The organism is Herbaspirillum sp. NPDC101396, from assembly GCF_044767365.1.
Lineage (GTDB): Bacteria > Pseudomonadota > Gammaproteobacteria > Burkholderiales > Burkholderiaceae_D > Herbaspirillum.
In genome coordinates this window covers 820,378-839,171 of record NZ_JBIWNT010000003.1, presented here as the reverse complement: position 1 = coordinate 839,171, position 18,794 = coordinate 820,378, and the positions used below count along the sequence as shown (strand labels likewise).

At 60.4% G+C, this 18,794-nt stretch carries 16 protein-coding genes; 7 read left to right on the top strand and 9 right to left on the bottom strand.

The genetic code is table 11. From position 1 onward, the window contains the following. Positions 1–5: 5 nt before the first annotated feature. The 4 genes from pxpA to ACIROY_RS13680 all read left to right on the top strand — a co-directional run bounded on the left by pxpA (position 6) and on the right by ACIROY_RS13680 (position 3,625). Entirely contained in the window at positions 6–746 is a 741-nt protein-coding gene (pxpA, locus tag ACIROY_RS13695) for a 5-oxoprolinase subunit PxpA (RefSeq protein WP_402341986.1), read from the top strand. An 82-nt stretch (positions 747–828) separates the two neighbouring features. Then, positions 829–1,548 (top strand): DUF969 domain-containing protein, encoded by a 720-nt coding sequence (locus ACIROY_RS13690; protein WP_116433149.1) that lies wholly within the window; start codon positions 829–831, stop codon positions 1,546–1,548. Beyond that, a complete protein-coding gene (locus tag ACIROY_RS13685; RefSeq protein ID WP_402279665.1) occupies positions 1,545–2,531 on the top strand; it encodes a DUF979 domain-containing protein in 987 nt (328 codons plus the stop codon). The genes ACIROY_RS13690 and ACIROY_RS13685 overlap by 4 nt, the downstream gene beginning before the upstream one ends. Before the next feature lie 89 nt (positions 2,532–2,620). Next, the gene (locus tag ACIROY_RS13680) at positions 2,621–3,625 is read left to right on the top strand and encodes a DUF2891 domain-containing protein (protein ID WP_402341985.1); all 1,005 of its coding nucleotides are present in this window, start codon (positions 2,621–2,623) and stop codon (positions 3,623–3,625) included. A 69-nt stretch (positions 3,626–3,694) separates the two neighbouring features. Here the strand turns inward: ACIROY_RS13680 and ACIROY_RS13675 are convergent, their stop codons facing one another. The 3 genes from ACIROY_RS13675 to rpsO form a co-directional block, all read right to left on the bottom strand. Next, complete coding sequence (locus tag ACIROY_RS13675) at positions 3,695–4,993, bottom strand: NAD(P)/FAD-dependent oxidoreductase (RefSeq protein WP_402341983.1); 1,299 nt, start codon at positions 4,991–4,993, stop codon at positions 3,695–3,697. 306 nt (positions 4,994–5,299) lie between these two features. Next, the gene (gene pnp / locus ACIROY_RS13670; protein WP_402279656.1) at positions 5,300–7,432 is read right to left on the bottom strand and encodes a polyribonucleotide nucleotidyltransferase; all 2,133 of its coding nucleotides are present in this window, start codon (positions 7,430–7,432) and stop codon (positions 5,300–5,302) included. 311 nt (positions 7,433–7,743) lie between these two features. After that, the gene (gene rpsO, locus ACIROY_RS13665) at positions 7,744–8,013 is read right to left on the bottom strand and encodes a 30S ribosomal protein S15 (protein ID WP_016832358.1); all 270 of its coding nucleotides are present in this window, start codon (positions 8,011–8,013) and stop codon (positions 7,744–7,746) included. A 188-nt stretch (positions 8,014–8,201) separates the two neighbouring features. Between rpsO and ACIROY_RS13660 the strand changes: the two genes are divergently transcribed. Then, entirely contained in the window at positions 8,202–8,699 is a 498-nt protein-coding gene (locus ACIROY_RS13660; protein ID WP_402279652.1) for a hypothetical protein, read from the top strand. Positions 8,700–8,780: 81 nt separating this feature from the next. Here the strand turns inward: ACIROY_RS13660 and ACIROY_RS13655 are convergent, their stop codons facing one another. From ACIROY_RS13655 to ACIROY_RS13640, 4 genes are all read right to left on the bottom strand, one after another. Then, the gene (locus ACIROY_RS13655; RefSeq protein ID WP_116433155.1) at positions 8,781–10,142 is read right to left on the bottom strand and encodes a GntP family permease; all 1,362 of its coding nucleotides are present in this window, start codon (positions 10,140–10,142) and stop codon (positions 8,781–8,783) included. A gap of 70 nt (positions 10,143–10,212) precedes the next feature. After that, the gene (locus ACIROY_RS13650) at positions 10,213–10,596 is read right to left on the bottom strand and encodes a RidA family protein (protein WP_116433156.1); all 384 of its coding nucleotides are present in this window, start codon (positions 10,594–10,596) and stop codon (positions 10,213–10,215) included. Between the two features lie 102 nt (positions 10,597–10,698). Further along, positions 10,699–12,216: an amidohydrolase family protein gene (locus tag ACIROY_RS13645; protein WP_402341981.1), complete on the bottom strand. Its 1,518-nt coding sequence runs from the start codon at positions 12,214–12,216 to the stop codon at positions 10,699–10,701. A 1-nt stretch (position 12,217) separates the two neighbouring features. Further along, on the bottom strand, positions 12,218–13,099 hold the full coding sequence (locus tag ACIROY_RS13640; RefSeq protein ID WP_402279645.1) for a MurR/RpiR family transcriptional regulator: 882 nt from the start codon (positions 13,097–13,099) through the stop codon (positions 12,218–12,220). A gap of 170 nt (positions 13,100–13,269) precedes the next feature. Between ACIROY_RS13640 and ACIROY_RS13635 the strand changes: the two genes are divergently transcribed. After that, positions 13,270–14,565 carry an amino acid deaminase gene (locus ACIROY_RS13635; RefSeq protein ID WP_402341979.1) on the top strand — a complete coding sequence of 432 codons (1,296 nt, stop codon included), beginning with the start codon at positions 13,270–13,272 and terminating at the stop codon, positions 14,563–14,565. 20 nt (positions 14,566–14,585) lie between these two features. Next, entirely contained in the window at positions 14,586–15,509 is a 924-nt protein-coding gene (locus ACIROY_RS13630; RefSeq protein ID WP_402341977.1) for a sugar kinase, read from the top strand. A 100-nt stretch (positions 15,510–15,609) separates the two neighbouring features. Here ACIROY_RS13630 and ACIROY_RS13625 read toward each other — a convergent pair whose 3' ends face one another. Together ACIROY_RS13625 and ACIROY_RS13620 are read right to left on the bottom strand one after the other, a co-directional pair. Next, on the bottom strand, positions 15,610–16,941 hold the full coding sequence (locus ACIROY_RS13625) for a tetratricopeptide repeat protein (RefSeq protein ID WP_402341975.1): 1,332 nt from the start codon (positions 16,939–16,941) through the stop codon (positions 15,610–15,612). A gap of 191 nt (positions 16,942–17,132) precedes the next feature. Then, complete coding sequence (locus tag ACIROY_RS13620) at positions 17,133–18,653, bottom strand: PLP-dependent aminotransferase family protein (protein ID WP_402279635.1); 1,521 nt, start codon at positions 18,651–18,653, stop codon at positions 17,133–17,135. Positions 18,654–18,794: the final 141 nt, after the last annotated feature.

Below are 18,794 nucleotides of genomic sequence, written 5' to 3'. Positions count from 1 at the left end.
AGCTCATGCACATCGATCTCAACGCCGATCTCGGCGAAGGCTGCGACAACGACGAGCTGCTGCTGACGCTGGTCAGCTCGGCCAATATCGCCTGCGGCTGGCATGCCGGCGACGCCAACACCATGCGCCAGAGCGTACGCTGGGCGATCCGGAATCAGGTCGCCATCGGCGCGCACCCGAGTTTTCCAGACCGCGAAAATTTCGGCCGCAGCGCCATGAATTTGCCGCCTGAAGAAATCATCAGCGGCATGCTGTATCAATTGGGTGCGCTCGATGCCATCGTACGTGCCGAAGGGGGTCGCATGGTGCACGTCAAGCCGCACGGCGCGCTGTACAACCAGGCCGCCAAAGATGCCGTGCTGGCGCAGGCAATCTGTTCAGCGATACGCACCTTCAATCCGGAGCTGGCGCTGTTCGGCCTGGCCGGCAGCGAACTCATCAGCGCAGCAAAACAGGCTGGCCTGACTGCCGTTGAAGAAGTGTTTGCCGATCGCGCCTACAACGCCGACGGCAGCCTGGTCAGCCGCGCGTTGCCCGGCGCCATGATCGAGGATGAAGCGCAGGCCATCGCGCAAACGATTTCATTCGTCAAGGACAAGCAAGTCACCGCCATCGATGGCAGCGTTGTGAAGGTCAACGCGCAGACCGTCTGCCTGCACGGCGACGGTGCGCATGCATTGGAATTTGCACGCCAGATCCGTGCTCGCCTGAGCAGCGAGCACATCGGCATCCGCGCCCCGTCCTAAGTTCATTTTGCCGTCCGTTCTTTTTGATTTTCCGTCGTCAGCAGTCAATTCACAATAACCATTCCTACTTGGGAGATAGTCCATGGATAGCTCGATTTTGCTACCGTTGATCGGGATTCCGATCGTCGTTGCAGGCTTTGCATTCCGCTTCAATCCGCTGTTGGTCGTTACCGTCGCAGGCCTTGCCACCGGACTTGCCGTCGGCATGGATTTCGGCATGCTGCTGGAAACCTTCGGCGAGAAGTTCATCAACAGCCGCTCGCTGGCTGTGTATGTACTGATCCTGCCGATCATCGGTCTACTGGAAAGCTATGGTCTCAAGGAACGCGCGCAAGACTGGATTTCCAGCATGGCCAGCGCGACCTCCGCACGCATCCTGATGCTGTACTTCATCCTGCGCCAGGTGTTTGGCGCGCTCGGCCTGACCTATATCGGCGGCCAGGCGCAAACCGTGCGGCCCTTGCTCGCCCCCATGGTCGAAGGTGCTGCGACAGCGCGCTATGGCGACCTGCCGCAACATATCCGCGACAAACTGCGCGCGCACTCCGCTGCCTGTGACAACATCGCCGTGTTCTTTGGCGAAGACATCTTCCTCGCCTTCGGTGCAGTGCTGCTGATCGACGCCTTCCTCAAGGAAAACGGCATCACCAACATCGAGCCATTGCATCTCGGCTTGTGGGCCATTCCGACCGCGATTGCGGCGCTGGCCATTCACATGTTCCGTCTGGTGCGTCTCGATGCCGGGATTCAGCGTGACGTCAATGCCTGGAAAAAATCAGAAGGAAAAGAGGTGGCAGCATGAGTACCCTTATCACCATCAACGAAATCTACTATCTCATCGGCGTCATCGTCATGCTGCTGGTCGGCATGACATTGCGCGACAAAGGCAACCCCAAACGCCTGACCACCGCGCTGTTCTGGTTCTTGTTCGGCGCGGTGTTCCTGTTCAGCGATCTGCTGGTTTCCTCGCTGGGCAAACCGCTGGCTTATCGCATCATCGGCGTCGTGGTCATCCTGATCTCGCTGATTGCCGGCTTCGGCCTGCTGTCGCTCGGCACGTACAAGCAGCGCAGCGCCGAGCAACGCCAGGCATCGGCCAATCAATACGGTAACTGGATCTTTGTCCCAGCCATCCTGATTCCGGTCGTGACCGTGTTGTGCACCATCCTGCTCAAGGGCGTGGCCATCGGCGGCATGTATATCCTCGACCAGAAACAACTGACGCTGGCGGCGTTGTGCGTCGGCTGTATCTGCGCCATCCTGGCAGGCTGGAAACTGACCGGCGGCACGCCGCTGCATGCCGTGCGTGAATCGCGCCGGCTGCTCGACGCCATCGGCTGGGCTGCGGTGTTGCCGCAAATGCTGGCGATGCTCGGCGGCGTTTTCGTCGCAGCCCAAACCGGCAAATCGGTGCAGCAGGTTGTCGGCCTGTTCGTCAATCCTGAAAATCGCTTCATGCTGATCGTGATCTACTGTGTCGGCATGGCGCTCTTCACGATGATCATGGGTAACGCCTTCGCGGCCTTCCCCGTCATGACTGCCGGTATCGCCCTGCCCTTCATCATTGTCGGACAGCACGCAGATCCTGCGCCCCTGGTCACCATCGGCATGCTGGCCGGTTATTGCGGCACGCTGATGACGCCGATGGCAGCCAACTACAACATCGTGCCGGCGGCGCTGTTGGAGCTCAAGGACAAGTACCAGGTCATCAAGGTGCAGATTCCTACCGGCATCGCGCTGTTGGCGGCCAATATCCTGCTGATGTATTTCATCGTGTTCCGTTAACTGTTCCGTCAATGTACGTCGCGGCCGGCGCTTCTGCACCGGCCGCAAACACGCTGCAACAACGCTGATCTGAAAACCGGAAAATTCTCATGCAACTCACTATCGAACTGGCCGCCGCATACACCGAGATGCCGCTGACCTACCTCCGCCAGGAATATCCCAATCACATCATGCACGTGCTCCACAGCGCCAACGACGTTTTGTCGCCACGCGCCATGCATCCGGTGTTTTACGGTTGCTACGACTGGCACTCGGCCGTCCATGGCTACTGGCTGCTGTTGCGCTGCGCGAAGCTGTATCCGACGCTGCCGACGCAGGACAAAATCACTGCGATCTTCGACGAACACTTCACGCCGGAATTGATGGAGCAGGAAACCGCCTACTTCCAGGTCGGCGGCCGCGCGTCTTTCGAGCGTCCTTACGGCTTCGGCTGGATCCTCGGGCTGGCGCAGGAATTGGCTGCCTCGTCGCATCCGCGCGCAGCCGCCTGGCACGCTGCGATGCAACCGCTGACACTGGAAATCCGCAAGCGCCTGCTGGAATACCTGGGCAAGCTGACTTACCCGATTCGCGTCGGCACGCATTACAACACGGCGTTTGCGCTGGCATTGGCGCTCGACTACGCCCGCGCCGCAAACGATGACGAGCTGGAAAGCGCCATCGTCCAGGCGTCGCTGGGCTACTACGGCAAGGACGTCAACTATCCGGCGCATTACGAACCGGGCGGTGACGAATACATCTCTGCGGCGTTGACGGAAGCGCTGTTGATGAGCAAGGTCCTGGACACAACCGCATTCCCGGCGTGGTTCGATACCTTCCTGCCGCAGATCGACAAGATCGAACGCCTGATGCAGCCGGCACAAGTCAGCGACCGCACCGATCCCAAGATCGCCCATCTCGACGGCCTCAACCTGAGTCGCGCCTGGTGCATGAAACACATCGCGCGGCATCTGCCGGCCGCTCACCCGGCGCAACCGGCATTGACTGGCGCGATCGAACGTCACCTGAAAGCCAGCGTTGATCACGTCGTCGGCAGCCACTACAGCGGCGGCCACTGGCTTGCCAGCTTTGCGCTGCTGGCGTTGGAAAACTGACGCGGCGGAACGAACCGCAAACAAAAAAAGCCGGCATATTGATGCCGGCCTTTTTATTTCGCAAATCAATTACTGCGTCGGCGCTTCATCATGCTTGTCATGCGGCTTGGCAGGCGGCGTGTTGATCGCACTGGAGATCACGCGTGCGCTGCGCTTGAAGGTCAGGTAAGCCCACGCCCAGTCCGTCATTACCATCAGGCGATTGCGGAAGCCGATCAGGAAATAGACGTGGATGAACAACCAGAACAGCCACGCCGGATAGCCTGAAAACTTCAGCTTGCCGACCATCGCCACGGCGGCCTTGCGACCAATCGTGGCCAGCGATCCATAGTCCTGGTAGACGAAGTTTTCCGGCGTCTTGCCCGCCATGTGGGCGAGCACATTGCGCGCAGCGACGCGGCCCATCTGCTTGGCCGCCGGCGATACACCCGGCACCGGCTTGCCGTCGGAAGTCGCAGCGGCAAGATCACCGATGACAAAGACTTCCGGATGGCCGGGAATCGATAGCCCGCCGCCCACCGGCACCCTGCCCGCACGATCGAGCGGCACATTGAGCGCCTTGCCCAGCGGCGACGCCGCCACGCCGGCCGACCAGATCACGGTGCGTGACGCCAGCCGTTGCTCGCCGTCCTTGTCGGTGTAGCGCACGCATTCTTCATCGATGTCAGTAACGCGGCTGCCCGTACGCACGTCGACGCCGAGCTTGACCAGCTGCGTGCGCGCCTTTTCCGACAGGTCGGGTGGAAAGGCCGCCAGCACGCGGTCGGAGCCTTCCAGCAACACCACCTTGGCATGGTGCGGATCAATGCGGCGGAATTCCCCGCTCAGCGTATGTCGGGCGATTTCGATCAGCGTGCCGGCCATCTCGACGCCGGTGGCGCCGGCGCCGATCACGGTGAAGGTGAGCCATTCGGCGCGGCGCACGGGGTCGTCTTCGCGTTCCGCATATTCGAACGCCATCAGGATGCGGCGGCGGATGTCGAAGGCGTCTTCCAGCGTTTTCAGTCCGGGGGCCAAGGATGCCCATTCGTCGTGACCGAAATAGCTATGGGTGGAACCTGCGGCAACGATCAGGTAGTCGTAGGCAATTTCGCTGCCGTCTTCCAGCGCGACCGTCTTGCGCGTCACATCGATGTCGGCGACCGCCGCCATCAGGCTGGTGATATTGCGTTGTGTCGCAAGGATGCTGCGGATCGGCGCGCTGATGGCGGGCGCCGACAAGCCGGCGGTGGCGACCTGGTACAGCAGCGGCTGGAACAGGTGGTGGTTGCTGCGGTCGATCATGGTGATGTCGACCTTGGCGTCGGCCAGTGCGCGAGCTGCGGCGAGGCCGCCGAAACCGCAACCGACGATGATCACGTGAGGCATGGAACTCCTTTCAGATTCGAATGAAATGACGCTCCCAAATTGTCCTGAATAGTTTGCGCCTGCATTGTCTCAAACGACTACCCCGAGGGTAATGCCAGTTGCAGGCATGGGCAAGGTGTACAGACGCGAATCGGCGCGCGTCCGACAGCTGCATGCGGCGCTTTCCGACAAACCAGGCAAAGCAAGGAAGGACAAGACACGCCAAAAACAAAAATCCCCCAGGACTTTCGCCCTGAGGGATTCGACACTACCTGACTGCAGCTGGCGAATGAGGCGATGCCTGCATCCGCCATGCCAATACGGCGATTACTGCGCGTCTTGCGAAGCAGGCGCTTCCGTGCCTTCTTGCGCTGCCTTCATCGACAGTTTCAGACGGCCGCGGTCGTCGGTTTCCAGAACCTTGACGCGGACTTGCTGGCCTTCCTTCAGGTAATCGGCAACGGCGTTGACGCGCTCGTTGGCGATCTGGCTGATGTGCAGCAAGCCGTCTTTGCCTGGCAGGACCTGAACGATCGCACCGAAGTCCAGCAGCTTCAGGACGGTGCCTTCGTAGACCTTGCCCACTTCGACGGAAGCGGTCAGTTCTTCGATACGGCGCTTGGCTTCCTGGCCTGCACCAGCGTCAACGGAAGCGATGGTGACCACGCCTTCGTCGCTGATGTCGATCTGGGTGCCGGTTTCTTCGGTCAATGCGCGGATGACTGCGCCGCCCTTGCCGATCACGTCACGGATTTTTTCCGGATTGATCTTGATGGTAATCAGGCGTGGAGCGAAATCGGACAGTTCGCCGGCGCCGGCTGGAACGGCTTCCTGCATTTTGCCCAGGATATGCACGCGGCCTTCCTTGGCTTGTTCCAGTGCGACCTGCATGATTTCCTTGGTGATGCCCTGGATCTTGATATCCATTTGCAGTGCGGTGATGCCGTTGGCAGTACCCGCCACCTTGAAGTCCATGTCGCCGAGGTGATCTTCATCGCCCAGGATGTCGGTCAGGACGGCGAACTTGCTGCCTTCCTTGATCAGACCCATGGCGATACCGGCCACGTGTGCTTGCATCGGCACGCCGGCGTCCATCAATGCCAGGCAGCCGCCGCAGACCGAAGCCATCGACGAGGAGCCGTTGGATTCAGTGATTTCCGACACCAGACGCACCGAGTAGCTGAATTCTTCAGCTGGCGGCAAGGCGGCGATCAGTGCGCGCTTGGCCAAACGGCCGTGACCGATTTCGCGGCGCTTTGGCGTACCAACGCGGCCGGTTTCGCCGGTTGCGAACGGAGGCATGTTGTAGTGGAGCATGAAGCGATCGGTGTACTCGCCCATCAGCGCGTCGATCTTTTGTTCGTCGCGTGCAGTGCCCAGGGTCGCGATGACCAGGGCCTGAGTTTCGCCGCGGGTGAACAATGCCGAACCGTGGGTGCGTGGCAGCACGCCGGTGCGGATGCTGATCGGACGGACGGTGCGGGTGTCGCGGCCGTCGATGCGTGGCTCGCCGTCGAGGATCTGCGAGCGGACGATCTTGGCTTCCAGATCGAACAGGATGCCGCCGACTTCTGCGGAGTCAGCTGCCGATGTACCTGCCGCTGCTGCATCTGCCGCCAGCGCTGCGTTGACTTCGGAAGTGACGGTCTTCAGCTTTTCGGTACGGGCTTGCTTGTCCTTGGTTTGATACGCAGCGCGCAGCTTGCCGTCAGCCAGTTCGGTGACGCGTGCGATCAGCGGTTCATTCTTGGCAGGCGCAGTCCATTGCACTTCAGGCTTGCCGCCGTCGCGCACCAGTTCGTGGATCGCGTTGATGACAGCCTTCGATTGATCGTGACCGAACACGACCGCGCCCAGCATGATTTCTTCGGACAATTGCTTGGCTTCCGATTCGACCATCAGCACGGCGGTTTCAGTGCCGGCGACAACCAGATCCAGTTGCGAAGTCTTCAATTGCGTTGCGGTTGGGTTCAGGACGTACTGGCCGTCAATGTAACCGACGCGTGCGGCGCCGACCGGGCCGTTGAATGGAATGCCGGCGATCGACAGAGCAGCCGACGCACCGATCATTGCCGCGATGTCCGGATCGATTTCCGGGTTCACGGACAGAACGTGAATGATGACCTGGACTTCGTTCAGGTAGCCTTCAGGGAACAGCGGACGAATCGGGCGATCGATCAGGCGCGATGTCAGTGTTTCCTTTTCGGAAGGCTTGCCTTCACGTTTGAAGAAGCCGCCGGGGATGCGACCCGCAGCGTAAGTCTTCTCGATGTAATCGACGGTTAGTGGGAAAAAGTCCTGACCTGGCTTGGCATCCTTGCGGGCCACAACCGTTGCCAGCACAACAGTGTCTTCAATCGAAACGACGACTGCACCGGAAGCCTGGCGAGCGATTTCGCCGGTTTCCAGAGTGACCTGGTGTTGTCCATACTGGAAGGTTTTAGTAACTTTATTGAACACGGTATTTCCTTTCTATATTGAACCTCCGCGTTGCCTTGCTTGGCGGGGATTCTTTTTTGCCGACAGATTTTCAGGCGCTGTCGTTCACCTCACCACGGATGCTTGTCACCGGCAAAAACAGCACCGCTGCAAGACATCTTACGAATCACGATCATTGGATGGGATCGCGGTACTGCAAAGAAGTTTTGCGAACCGGGAAAACATCGAGAACCACACGAAGCGGAATCGCAAAAAACAAAATGCCCGCGTCAGAAACTGACGCAGGCATTTTGGCTATGAACCCTGAACCTGAATGGTACGAGGGAACAAAATTACTTACGCAGACCGAGTTTTTCGATCAGTGCGCGGTAACGGTCGGCGTCCTTGCCCTTGAGGTAGGACAGCAGGCTCTTGCGACGGTTAACCATCTTGATCAGACCACGACGGGAGTGGTGATCCTTGCTGTGTTCTTTGAAGTGACCATTCAGGTCGTTGATGCGTGCTGTCAGCAGCGCAACTTGAACTTCCGGGGAGCCGGTGTCGTTTTGACCACGGGCGTTATCAGTAATAATGGCAGCCTTGGCTGTTTTTTCGATCGACATGCTATACCTTTCACAAGCGGTATGCGGAGTGGCTACCCTGCATACCGTGAACAAAAATAAAAACTGGCCGAAATGACCAGAGGCGCAAGTATATAGCAAAAGACCAGCAGATTCAAATACTTACCTGAAAAGCGTAGAATCACAGACCTCTCGGGATATTTTTCTTACAAACATCTCTCCAACTGCTCATGAAACGACTCCTTCTCCCAGTTTTAGCTGCGGCCGCCTTGTCTTTGAGCGGCTGCGCCAGCGTGTTCGCCCCGCCGCCAGCCGCCGGCGACTCCGAAGAACAGGTCGTCACGCGCCTGGGGCATCCGACCGCCGTCTATCCCGACGGCAACACCCATCTGCTTGAATATGCGCCAGGTCCTTTCGGCCAATACTCTTATATGGCCCGTATTGGTCCGGACGGACGCCTGATTTCCTATGAGCAAGTGTGGACAGTCCAGAAATTCCAGTCAATCAAAGTCGACCAGGCCACCAAGAACGATGTATTGCGTATCGTCGGTCAGCCGACCGAAGTAACGCGTTATGCGCGCATCCCTTACGAAGCCTGGAACTACGGCTTCAAGGAAAGCGGCGTCTGGAACTCGCAGATGACGGTCTACTTCGATGGCAACGGCATCGTCCGCAAAGTCGAAAATGGTCCCGATCCGCGTTACGACGACAGCCGCATGCGCTTCTGATCATTCACGCTCCAGCCTCGCCATAAAAAAAGCCGCTTGAAAAAGCGGCTTTTTTCTTGGATCTCATAGAATTCAGACAACTCAGACCACGGTCGACAGCGCCAGCGTGAACAACAGGGCCAGCACCGAGATCAGCGTTTCGCAGACGGTCCACGTTTTGAAGGTTTGCGGCACAGTCATGTTGAAGTACTCCTTGACCAGCCAGAAACCGCCGTCGTTGACGTGCGACAGGATCAGCGAACCGGCGCCGGTGGCCAGCACCATCAATTCCGGACGCGCGCCGCCGCCCGCCATCACGATCGGCGCCACGATACCGCAAGCGGTAGTCATCGCGACAGTAGCCGAACCCGTCGCTACACGAATCAGCGCCGCCACGAACCAGCCCAGCAGCAACGGCGACAAATGCGCATCGGTCGCGATACCGACGATGGCCTTGGACACGCCGCCATCCATCAGGATACGACCGAAACCGGCACCCGCGCCCACCACCAAGGTGATGCTGGCGATCGGGCCCAGGCATTCGTTGGTGAATTTGAGGATGGCTTCGCGGTTGAAACCGCGCATTTTCCCGAAGGTGTAGAAGCTCACCAGCGTGGCGATCAGCAACGCGATCACCGAATTGCCGATCAGACGCAGGAAGTCGTTGGCGAAGGTCTTCGGTGTGAAGAACACGTCCGCCCAGCTGCCGATCAGCATCAGCGCCACCGGCAACAGGATGGTGAACAGCGTGATGCCGAAGCCAGGCAGTTCACGCTTGGTCCCACCATTTGCGCCTTGATCGACAAACTGGCCGATCAGGGGATTGTCCGGATTGGGGATCACCACTTTGGACATCAGCTTACCGAAGATCGGGCCGGCAATGATGGCGGTCGGAATACCGACGATCAGCGCGAACAGGATGGTGCGGCCGATGTCCGCGTTATACGCGGTCACCGCCAGCAGCGCCGCAGGATGCGGAGGAATCAGGCCGTGCACCACCGACAAACCCGCCACCATCGGGATACCGACCAGCACCATCGACGTGCCGGTGCGCTTGGCGACGTTGAAGGCGATCGGAATCAGCAGCACGAAACCGACTTCGAAGAACACCGGCAGACCGACGATAAAGGCCACCGTCATCATTGCCCAGTGCACGTTCTTTTCACCGAAGGCGTCGATCATCGTCGTCGCGATGCGTTCGGCGCCGCCCGACTCCGCCATCATCTTGCCCAGCATGGTGCCGAGACCGACCACCAGCGCGATGTGACCAAGGGTGTTGCCGACGCCGGTTTCAAACGATTTGACGATCGCGCCCATCGGCATGCCGACGGCCAGACCCAATATCAGCGAGACCACGATCAGCACGATGAACGGATTCATCTTGAATTTCGCGATCAGCACGATCAATGCGATCACCGCCACCAGTGCGTAGATCAGCAACATGCTTCCTTGTACTGCTTCCATTTCCTTCTCCTCACCCCAATTCGGGTTTCATTCAACCCCGGGTTTCATTGAACCCCGGGCCTCATTCAACTCAGCGCTTGAACGCCACGCAATCCACTTCAACCTTGCAGTCGACGACCATTGCCGACTGCACGCAGGCGCGCGCCGGCGGGTTGGCGCCGAAGTATTCCTTGAACACTTTGTTGAAGGACTGGAAGTCGCGTGTGTCGTCAAGCCAGACGCCGCAACGCACCACGTGCTCAGGGCCGTAGCCGGCCTCCTTGAGGATGGCCAGCACGTTCTTGATGGCTTGGTGCGACTGCGCCACGATGCCGCCGTCGATCACTTCGCCATCAACCATCGCCACCTGGCCGGAGACGTACAACCAGCCATCCGCTTCCACTGCGCGGGCGAAAGGAAGATGCTGTCCGCCAGTACCTTTGCCGCCGTCGACGCCATATCGTTTGATGCTCATTGTGTTTCTCCTTCAAGAAATGAAATCGGGATACTGCTCGACCATCGATGCATCCCGCTATTGCAATTGTTGGTTGTGAATTATTTGTGAATTACTTCTGAATTACGCCGGGGCGGTGTCTTCCGCCTGAATCCGCTGACGCGCCAGGAAACGACCGGCGCGTTCGCCGGTGGCCTTCTTGCCGTCGCCGCGATAGGACAGCACGCCGTTGACCCACACGGCATCGATGCCGTGCGCCGGCTGCATCGGATCGGTGAAGGTAGCGGCATCGCGAATGGTGGCGGCGTCGAACAGGACCAGATCGGCCCAGTAACCGGTTTTGACCAGACCGCGTTCGTGCAGGCCGAAACGCTGCGCCGACAAACCGGTCATCTTGCGCACCGCCGCCGCCAGCGAGAACAATTTCTGCTCGCGGCTGTAGTAACCGAGCACGCGCGGGAAAGCTCCCCACAGACGCGGATGCGGCAGCGGATCGTTGGGCAAGCCGTCGGAACCGATCACGGTCGCCGGATGACGGAGGATGCGATTGACGTCATCGTCGGCCATGCAGTGGTACACGGCGCCTGCCGGCATCAGGCGGCGCGCCGCTTCCGTCAAGTCGACCTGCCATGCCGCGGCGATGTCGGATAGCAGCTTGCCGCCCTGCTCCGGATGCGGTTCGGACCAGGTGACCTGGATGGGGTAGGTATCGGTGACTTGCTTCAGATCCAGCGTTGAGGAGCTGGCGGTATAGGGATAGCAATCGCAGCCGACGTGCTGATGTTTTTCGGCCTGTTCCAGCGCGGCCAGCACCTCGCTGCTGCGGCCCCAGTTTTCGACGCCGGCGCATTTGAGATGCGAGATCACCACCGGCACGCGTGAATGCTTGCCGATGTGGAAGGCTTCGTCCATGGCGTCGAGGATGTCGGCGAATTCGCTGCGCAGATGGGTCGCGTACATCGCGCCGTACTCCGCCAGCGGCTCGGCCAACGCCAGCACTTCTTCAGTCGGCGCGTTGATGGCATTGCCGTAGGCCAGGCCAGTGCTCAGGCCGAGCGCGCCATGCTCCAACGCTTCGGTCAGCTGGTCGCGCATGCCGGTGATTTCAGCATCGCTGGCGGCACGGTCGAGGCGGTCCATGTGATTGCTGCGCAAGGCGGTGTGCCCGACCAGCGCGGCGACATTGACCGAGGGCTGGGCGGCATCAATGGCGGCGACGTAGCTGGCGAATGTCGGGTAGGAAAATACCGCCGACTGACCGAGCAGATTCATCGGGTCCGGCGGATCGCCCCTGAGCGTGACCGGCGAGGCGCTGATGCCGCAGTTGCCGACCACCACGGTGGTGACGCCTTGCGACAGCTTGGGAAACATGTCCGGCATGCGGATCACGTTGGTATCGTCATGCGTATGCACGTCGATGAAGCCGGGGCTGAGGACTTTTCCTGAGCCGTCAATCACCTGCTTCGCCTGCCAGCCATCCAGCGTGCCGATGGCGGCGATGCGGCCGTCGGCAATGGCGACGTCGGCGACAGCAGGATCGCCGCCGCTGCCGTCAACCACCAGAGCCTGGCGGATCAGGGTGTCGCAGGCGCCTGCGGAATTTGCAACGCCGGATGCGTTGGAAGTGTTCGGGGTGGTCATATCAATCTCCCAGCGGCTGACGGTCGCCGCCGCCGCGATGCATGTCGAGCACATACTTCAGGCGCCGCAACTGCTCCTGGCTGCTATCTTTCTGCAGCAGGGCCAGCTCCAGCACCAGCATGTCCAGCGCCATCATCATGGCGTAGCGCGACGATGACGGTTTGAAAATAAAATCGGTTTCCAGCGCCTTGATCGGCAGCAGCACGTCGACCATCCCGGCCAGCGGCGAGCCCAGTGCGGTGATGGCGATCATCTTGACGCCATATTCCTTGGCGACTTCGCAATTGGTCAGCAACTCAGGCACGTTACCCGTGGTCGAAAAGACCAGCAGCACATCGTTCTTGTCCAGCGTCGCTGCAACCATGCGCTGCAACAACGCGTCATGGTAAGTCGCCACCGGGCGGCCCAGCCGCACCAGGCGGTAGCGCGCTTCGTCGGACATCATGGTGGAACCGCCGCCCATGCCGAATGAATAAATCATGCGCGCGTCGCGCAGCAGTTCGGCGGCACGTGCCAACGCGTCAGTGTTGATCAGTGCGCGATTGACTTCCAACACCGCGTGGATATCGTTGTAGACCACGTCGATCAACTCCGGAGGTTGTCCGGACGGAATGGTTTTGACGCCATCGAAGAAGCGTTGTCCGACCGCCACGGCCTGCGCCAGCATGAATTTGAATTCACGCACGTCGCGGCAACCCATGGCCTTGGCAAATCGCGTCACGCTCGCCAGGCTGACACCGGCCTTCAACGCAAGCTCGCCGATGCTCGCGCTGGCGGCAAAGGACAAATCGGTCAAGATCGCCTCGGCGACCTTTTGCTCCGCCAAGCGCAACTGACCGCTGCGCTCAGTAATGCGTGAAACGATGTCGAAAGCTTGTGCCATGGCTGTGGAATGAAGTCTCGAATTGTGAATGAGATCCTGACCGGAATCGCCGTTAAAAACTTACTGTCAGGTGCATCATAATTTTTTCGTGTTAGTTTATAACACACTTCCAACATAGTAAATTCAGGACTATGATTACGTCAAATCAAATTTTTGAGGAGAAATTCAAGATGAGTGATACAAACTACCAGAAAGAATGGCAAAGTGGCATCATCGATCCGCTCAACAAGGGAATCGGCACGCTGGCAGCCCCGCTGGCGCCGGATGCCGCCAACGCCCTGCCCTGGAATCTCCTCAAGGAAGACCTGAGCCTGCCGACCGCCGTGCTGTATGAAGAACGCCTGACGCATAACCTCGACTGGATGCAGCGTTTCGTCACCGAATACGGCGTCAAGCTGGCGCCGCACGGCAAGACGACCATGGCGCCGAAGCTGTTCGCGCGCCAGCTCGCCACCGGCGCCTGGGGCATCACGCTGGCCACCGCGCACCAGACCAACGTTGCCTATCACCACGGCGTGCGCCGCGTGCTGATGGCCAATCAACTAGTCGGCAAACAGAACATGCAGATCATCTCGCGCCTGCTGGAAGATCCTTCGTTCGAATTCTTTTGCCTGGTCGACTCCGCCGATCTGGTCGATCAGCTCGGCCGCTTCTTCTCGGAAAAGAAACAAACCCTCAACGTCCTGCTCGAACTGGGTCCTGTCGGCGGCCGCACCGGCGTGCGCGACAACGAACAACAGGCTACCGTACTGGCCGCCATCAAGCGCTGGGAAGGCAGCATCGCGCTGTCCGGCATCGAAGTGTATGAAGGCGTGCTCAAGGAAGAAGCCGATATCCGGCTGTTCCTGCAACGCGCGGTGCAATGCGCCAAGGACCTGGCGCAACAAGGCTACCTCAGCCATCGCACGGCGCAAAAGCCGGCGGTGCTGACCGGCGCCGGCTCGGCCTGGTACGACGTGGTCGCGGAAGAATTCGCCGGCGCCGACATCGGCGTACCGCTGGACGTGGTGCTGCGCCCGGGCTGCTATCTCACGCATGACGTCGGCGTCTATCGCGCCGCGCAGGAACAGATCCAGACCCGCAATCCGGTAGCACGCAAGATGCGCAGCGAACTGCTGCCGGCCCTGCAACTGTGGGCGTACGTTCAATCGATTCCGGAAGCCGACAAAGCCATCATCGCCCTGGGCAAGCGCGACGCCGCCTTCGATGCGGGCCTGCCGCTGCCGGTCAAGCGCTTCCGTCCGGGCCAGGACGCCACACCTGCGGACTCTCCTGCGCATTGGGAAGTGACCGGCATGATGGACCAGCACGCCTATCTCAAAATTGCCCCGGGCGACGACATCCGCGTGGGTGACATGATCGCCTTCGACATTTCGCACCCTTGCCTGACGTTCGACAAGTGGCGCCATCTGCCGGTGCTGGACGCTAAATTCAACGTTCTCGACATCGTCCAGACCTTCTTCTGAGCCTTTAATACATTGACATCATGAGCAAGAAAATCCTCGCCTACGGCGAAGCGATGGTGGAATTCAACCAGAGCATCGAAGACCCTCGCTATTACCTGGAAGGCTTCGGTGGCGACACCTCCAACTTCTGCATCGCTGCGGCGCGCCAGGGCGCCGACACCGCTTACGTCAGCGCGGTCGGCGACGACCATTTCGGCAAGAGCCTGCAGGCGCTCTGGAAAACCGAGCGTGTCAGCGATGCCCACGTCAACGTGGTGCAAGATACGCCATCAGGCGTGTATTTCGTCACGCACGACGATGCAGGCCATCACTTTACCTACCTGCGCTCCAACTCCGCCGCCAGCCGCTACACTTCGGCACAACTCCCGCTGCAAGCCATCGCCGACGCCAAGGTGCTGCACCTGTCCGGCATCAGCCTGGCCATCAGCGAAAGCGCCTGCGATGCCGGTCTGGCTGCCATGGCGCATGCACGCAAGAACGGCACGCTGACCTCGCTGGACACCAATCTGCGGCTGCGGCTGTGGCCGCTGGAACGCGCCCGCGTCAAAATGGCCGAAGCCTTTGCGCTGTGTGACATCTGCCTGCCGAGCTGGGAAGACGTCAGCGCCCTGACCGGTCTGGAAGACCGCGACGCCATCGTCGACAAATTGCTGGGATACGGCGTCAAACTGGTCGCGTTCAAGCTCGGCAAGGAAGGCTGTTATGTCGCGACGCCCTCTGAACGACGCATGGTGGCAGCCCATACGGTGGACGCCATCGACGCCACCGGCGCGGGCGACTGCTTCGGCGGCGCTTTCATTGCGCAACTGGTCGACGGCAAGGATCCGTTCGAAGCGGCACGTTACGCCAATGTAGCGGCAGCGATCTCCACCACCGGTTACGGAGCCGTCGCGCCGATCCCGACTGTGGAACAGGTGCGAGAAGTATTGAGCCGCCTGAACTGATGTGACTGCTAATCAGATGGACGCATGAGATGTAGAAACGAAAAGAGCGGCGAGGCTGAGGCCCGCCGCTCTTTTTTCGTCTGCCGTTTTGCGGGCAACGCTATGCTTTTTTCGCCACCACCAGCACGCCTTTGACCGGCTGGCGGATCTCTTCGCGTAGCGTTGCCTCAGTCATGCTGACCAGAGTGAGTCCGGCGTCCGCCAGGCAACGCATGACATAGTTGGCGCCGTGACGGTAACGGCCGCTCGGGTGCAACTGAAAACCATCGACTAGCCCTGCTTCCGGCATGACGGCCTCCACCGTGAACACGAAATGGCCGGCGCTCCTGAGTGCGACCGCCACGGCACCGAACACCTTCTCCAGGCCGCCAAAATAGATCATCGTGTCCGCCGCCAGCACGAGGTCGAACGCCTGCGACTCCGACGCCATGAAGTCGGTGATTTCCTGCTTGATCAGCCGGTCATAACCACCGCGTGCCCGCGCTTGATCAAGCATCTTGCCGGACAGGTCGACGCCGGTCAGCGAGCGCGCGTGCGCCGCCACGATGGGCGCGCACAATCCCGTACCGCAGCCGAGATCGAGTACGTCGTACTGTTTGCCGGCGGCGCCGATGATGTCCAACCCCTGCCCCATCAGTTGCGGACCGCGATAGCCGAGGCTGCCGACCAGATTGGCGTTGAAGGTCTCGGCATAGCGGTCGAAGTGTTTTTCCAGATAGCTGTCCGACGCCCGGCCGGGCACTTCGATCTGCGAGCAAGCGGCATACATGTGCGCAGCGATCGGATTGTCGGGTTCGTCTTCCATCCAGTCGCGATAGATGTCGGCTGCCTCTTGCAGGCGGCCGAGGAAGTAGAACGAAATGCCCAGCATCTCCTTGGACTTCCCTTCCAGCGGCGGCAGTACGAAGGCGCGGCACTGATAGTGCGAACTGGTCATCTTGTCGCCGGCGGCGTCGTAGATATTGCCGAGGTGGATCAGCGCCGGACCGAATTCCGGAGACAACGCGACGGCTTGCTTGAACGACGCGATCGCGCCTTCGCTGTCGTTGTGCTGCAGTTGGGACGAGCCCAGGTTGTTCCACACCACATGGTCGTGCGGATCAGCGTCGAGCGAGGCCTGATAGGCTTCGGAAGCTTCTTCGAATTCGCGCAGCGCAAACAGTACGTTGCCAAGGTCGTTGTGCCAGGCCGCGTTGTCCGGCTGCAGCGCGCATGACAGGCGGATGCTTTGCACGCCTTCGTCATGCTGACCGTTCTGATGCAAGAAAATGCCGAGGTAATGCAGGGCGATCGGATGCACCGGGTCCTGCGCCAGCACTTCACGATAGATCCGCTCGGCCCGGGCCAGATCACCGGCAGTATGAAAACTGATCGCCTGCTGCAGCAGCTGCAACAACGCCGCGTCCGCCCCGCCCTGAGAAAGAGACTGCATATGCTGTTCCTGTAATTTGTTTAGGAATACGCCTGTCCGGCAGCGACGTGGAAATCAGCACGGTGCGCCGGTCGGCAAGTGGTGCTTTGTCGCGGGGATCGAACGCAATCTTACAAGTTTTCTTCAGGGAAGCAAAAAAAAGCTTTCCGGCAGCAGCGGGAAAGCCTTTCGTCAATCGCATGCCGATGCCGTCAGCCGGGGAGGCGCTCGACAATCCCGCCCAGCTTGCGCAGAGCCTGATCCAGCTCGTGCGTAAACGGCTTGCCGCAGCACAGGCGCAGATAGTGGTCGAAACGGTCGGAGTTGGAAAAGATCACGCCGGGCGACACGCCGATGCCCTGATCAAGCGCGGCGGCAAACACGGCTTTTGACGACAGCCCGCGCGGCAACTCCACCCACAGGCCAACGCCGCCGTCGGGCACGCTCAGACGCGTTTCCGCGGGGAAGTAACCGGCGATTGCTTCCGCCATCTGCTCGCGCTGCTCCTTCAGGCTGCCGCGCAAGCGCCGCAGGTGACGGTCGTAGGCCGGCGAGCCCATGTAGTTGGCGGCAGTGATCTGGGTCCATTCCTCATTGGCGCGGGTATAGGCGAACTTGAGCATCTTGACGCGTTCATGCCATTTTCCGCTGGTCATCCAGCCCAGCCGCATGCCCGGCGCCAGCACCTTGTTGAGCGAGGCGCAGTAAATCACATTGCCGCTGCGGTCCCATACCTTGGCCGCGCTAGGCGCGACGTCGCCGTCGGCCAGTTCGCTATAGGCGTCGTCTTCGATCAGCGGCACCGCGCAGCGCTCGCACAGCGCCACCAGGCGTTCCTTGTGGCTGTCCGGCATGATGCAGCCGAGCGGATTTTGCAGCGTCGGCACCACCACGACCGCCTTGATGTTGCCGTAAGTCTGGATCGCCAGTTCCAGCGCCTCGATCGAAATGCCGGTCTGCGGGCTGGTCGGAATTTCCAGCGCGCGCATGCCCAGGCTTTCCAGCGTCTGCAGCAAGCCGAAATACGTCGGCGACTCCACCGCGATCGTGTCGCCCGCCTGGGCCACCGCACGCAACGCAAGATTGAGCGCCTCGATGCAGCCGTGCGTGACCACCACGTCATCGGCGCCGATACGAATGCCGGCATTGAGCGCCCGCCTCGCGACCACCTGGCGGAAGGTGGCGTTGCCGTTGATCGGCATCGCACTGGTGAGCAAGGAAGGCTGCTCGCGCAAGGCGCGGATGGCGGCGTTCTTGAGCGCTTCGACCGCATACAGCTCGGGCGCACAGGTCATGCCGCTGAGGTCGATGGCGGGCGCCTGCAACTGCCGGCGTGCGATGAAATCGGAAACCTGCTCATGGATGCCGACATATTGCGCGGGATCGAGCGGCGCCAGGATGTTAGGCTCGCCCACCGGGCGGATGGCGGCGCGACGCGGCTGGCGCACGAAATAGCCGGAGCGCGGACGCGCCTCCAGCCAACCGCCCTCTTCCAGATGACGCAAGGTCTGCAACGCAGTCGACAGGCTGACATGATGCTGCCGCATCAGGTCGCGCACCGACGGCATGCGGTCGCCCGGCGCCAAGGTGCCCGACTGGATCGCCGACAGGTAGTGTTCGGCCAGGCGACGATAGATCGGCAAGGCCGGGGCCGGTGGCACCGGTGATATTGGCGACACTGATGCGATGGCCGCAGCAGCAGCGTTAGAGAAAGGGGGTGGTTGCATGTCCATGGGTGAATCTTCAGCTTTCCGCTGTGGCGGCGATAGATACAGAGCAGTCGAAAACAGACGATAACAGATCAAAAAAAGACACGCTGTTTCGATTCACATGGCAACCGCCTGTGCCTGTTTCGTAAGGCCGGTCCTGCCTAG

What these genes read in the sequence shown, in the direction of transcription:
- ACIROY_RS13640 (WP_402279645.1), bottom strand. Translation starts at nt 13,099, where the DNA reads ATGGCACAAGCTTTCGACATCGTTTCACGCATTACTGAGCGCAGCGGT.
- ACIROY_RS13650 (WP_116433156.1), bottom strand. Translation starts at nt 10,596, where the DNA reads ATGAGCATCAAACGATATGGCGTCGACGGCGGCAAAGGTACTGGCGGA.
- ACIROY_RS13620 (WP_402279635.1), bottom strand. Translation starts at nt 18,653, where the DNA reads ATGGACATGCAACCACCCCCTTTCTCTAACGCTGCTGCTGCGGCCATC.
- ACIROY_RS13635 (WP_402341979.1), top strand. Translation starts at nt 13,270, where the DNA reads ATGAGTGATACAAACTACCAGAAAGAATGGCAAAGTGGCATCATCGAT.
- rpsO (WP_016832358.1), bottom strand. Translation starts at nt 8,013, where the DNA reads ATGTCGATCGAAAAAACAGCCAAGGCTGCCATTATTACTGATAACGCC.
- ACIROY_RS13680 (WP_402341985.1), top strand. Translation starts at nt 2,621, where the DNA reads ATGCAACTCACTATCGAACTGGCCGCCGCATACACCGAGATGCCGCTG.
- ACIROY_RS13675 (WP_402341983.1), bottom strand. Translation starts at nt 4,993, where the DNA reads ATGCCTCACGTGATCATCGTCGGTTGCGGTTTCGGCGGCCTCGCCGCA.
- ACIROY_RS13645 (WP_402341981.1), bottom strand. Translation starts at nt 12,216, where the DNA reads ATGACCACCCCGAACACTTCCAACGCATCCGGCGTTGCAAATTCCGCA.
- pxpA (WP_402341986.1), top strand. Translation starts at nt 6, where the DNA reads ATGCACATCGATCTCAACGCCGATCTCGGCGAAGGCTGCGACAACGAC.
- ACIROY_RS13660 (WP_402279652.1), top strand. Translation starts at nt 8,202, where the DNA reads ATGAAACGACTCCTTCTCCCAGTTTTAGCTGCGGCCGCCTTGTCTTTG.
- ACIROY_RS13685 (WP_402279665.1), top strand. Translation starts at nt 1,545, where the DNA reads ATGAGTACCCTTATCACCATCAACGAAATCTACTATCTCATCGGCGTC.
- ACIROY_RS13655 (WP_116433155.1), bottom strand. Translation starts at nt 10,142, where the DNA reads ATGGAAGCAGTACAAGGAAGCATGTTGCTGATCTACGCACTGGTGGCG.
- ACIROY_RS13630 (WP_402341977.1), top strand. Translation starts at nt 14,586, where the DNA reads ATGAGCAAGAAAATCCTCGCCTACGGCGAAGCGATGGTGGAATTCAAC.
- ACIROY_RS13625 (WP_402341975.1), bottom strand. Translation starts at nt 16,941, where the DNA reads ATGCAGTCTCTTTCTCAGGGCGGGGCGGACGCGGCGTTGTTGCAGCTG.
- ACIROY_RS13690 (WP_116433149.1), top strand. Translation starts at nt 829, where the DNA reads ATGGATAGCTCGATTTTGCTACCGTTGATCGGGATTCCGATCGTCGTT.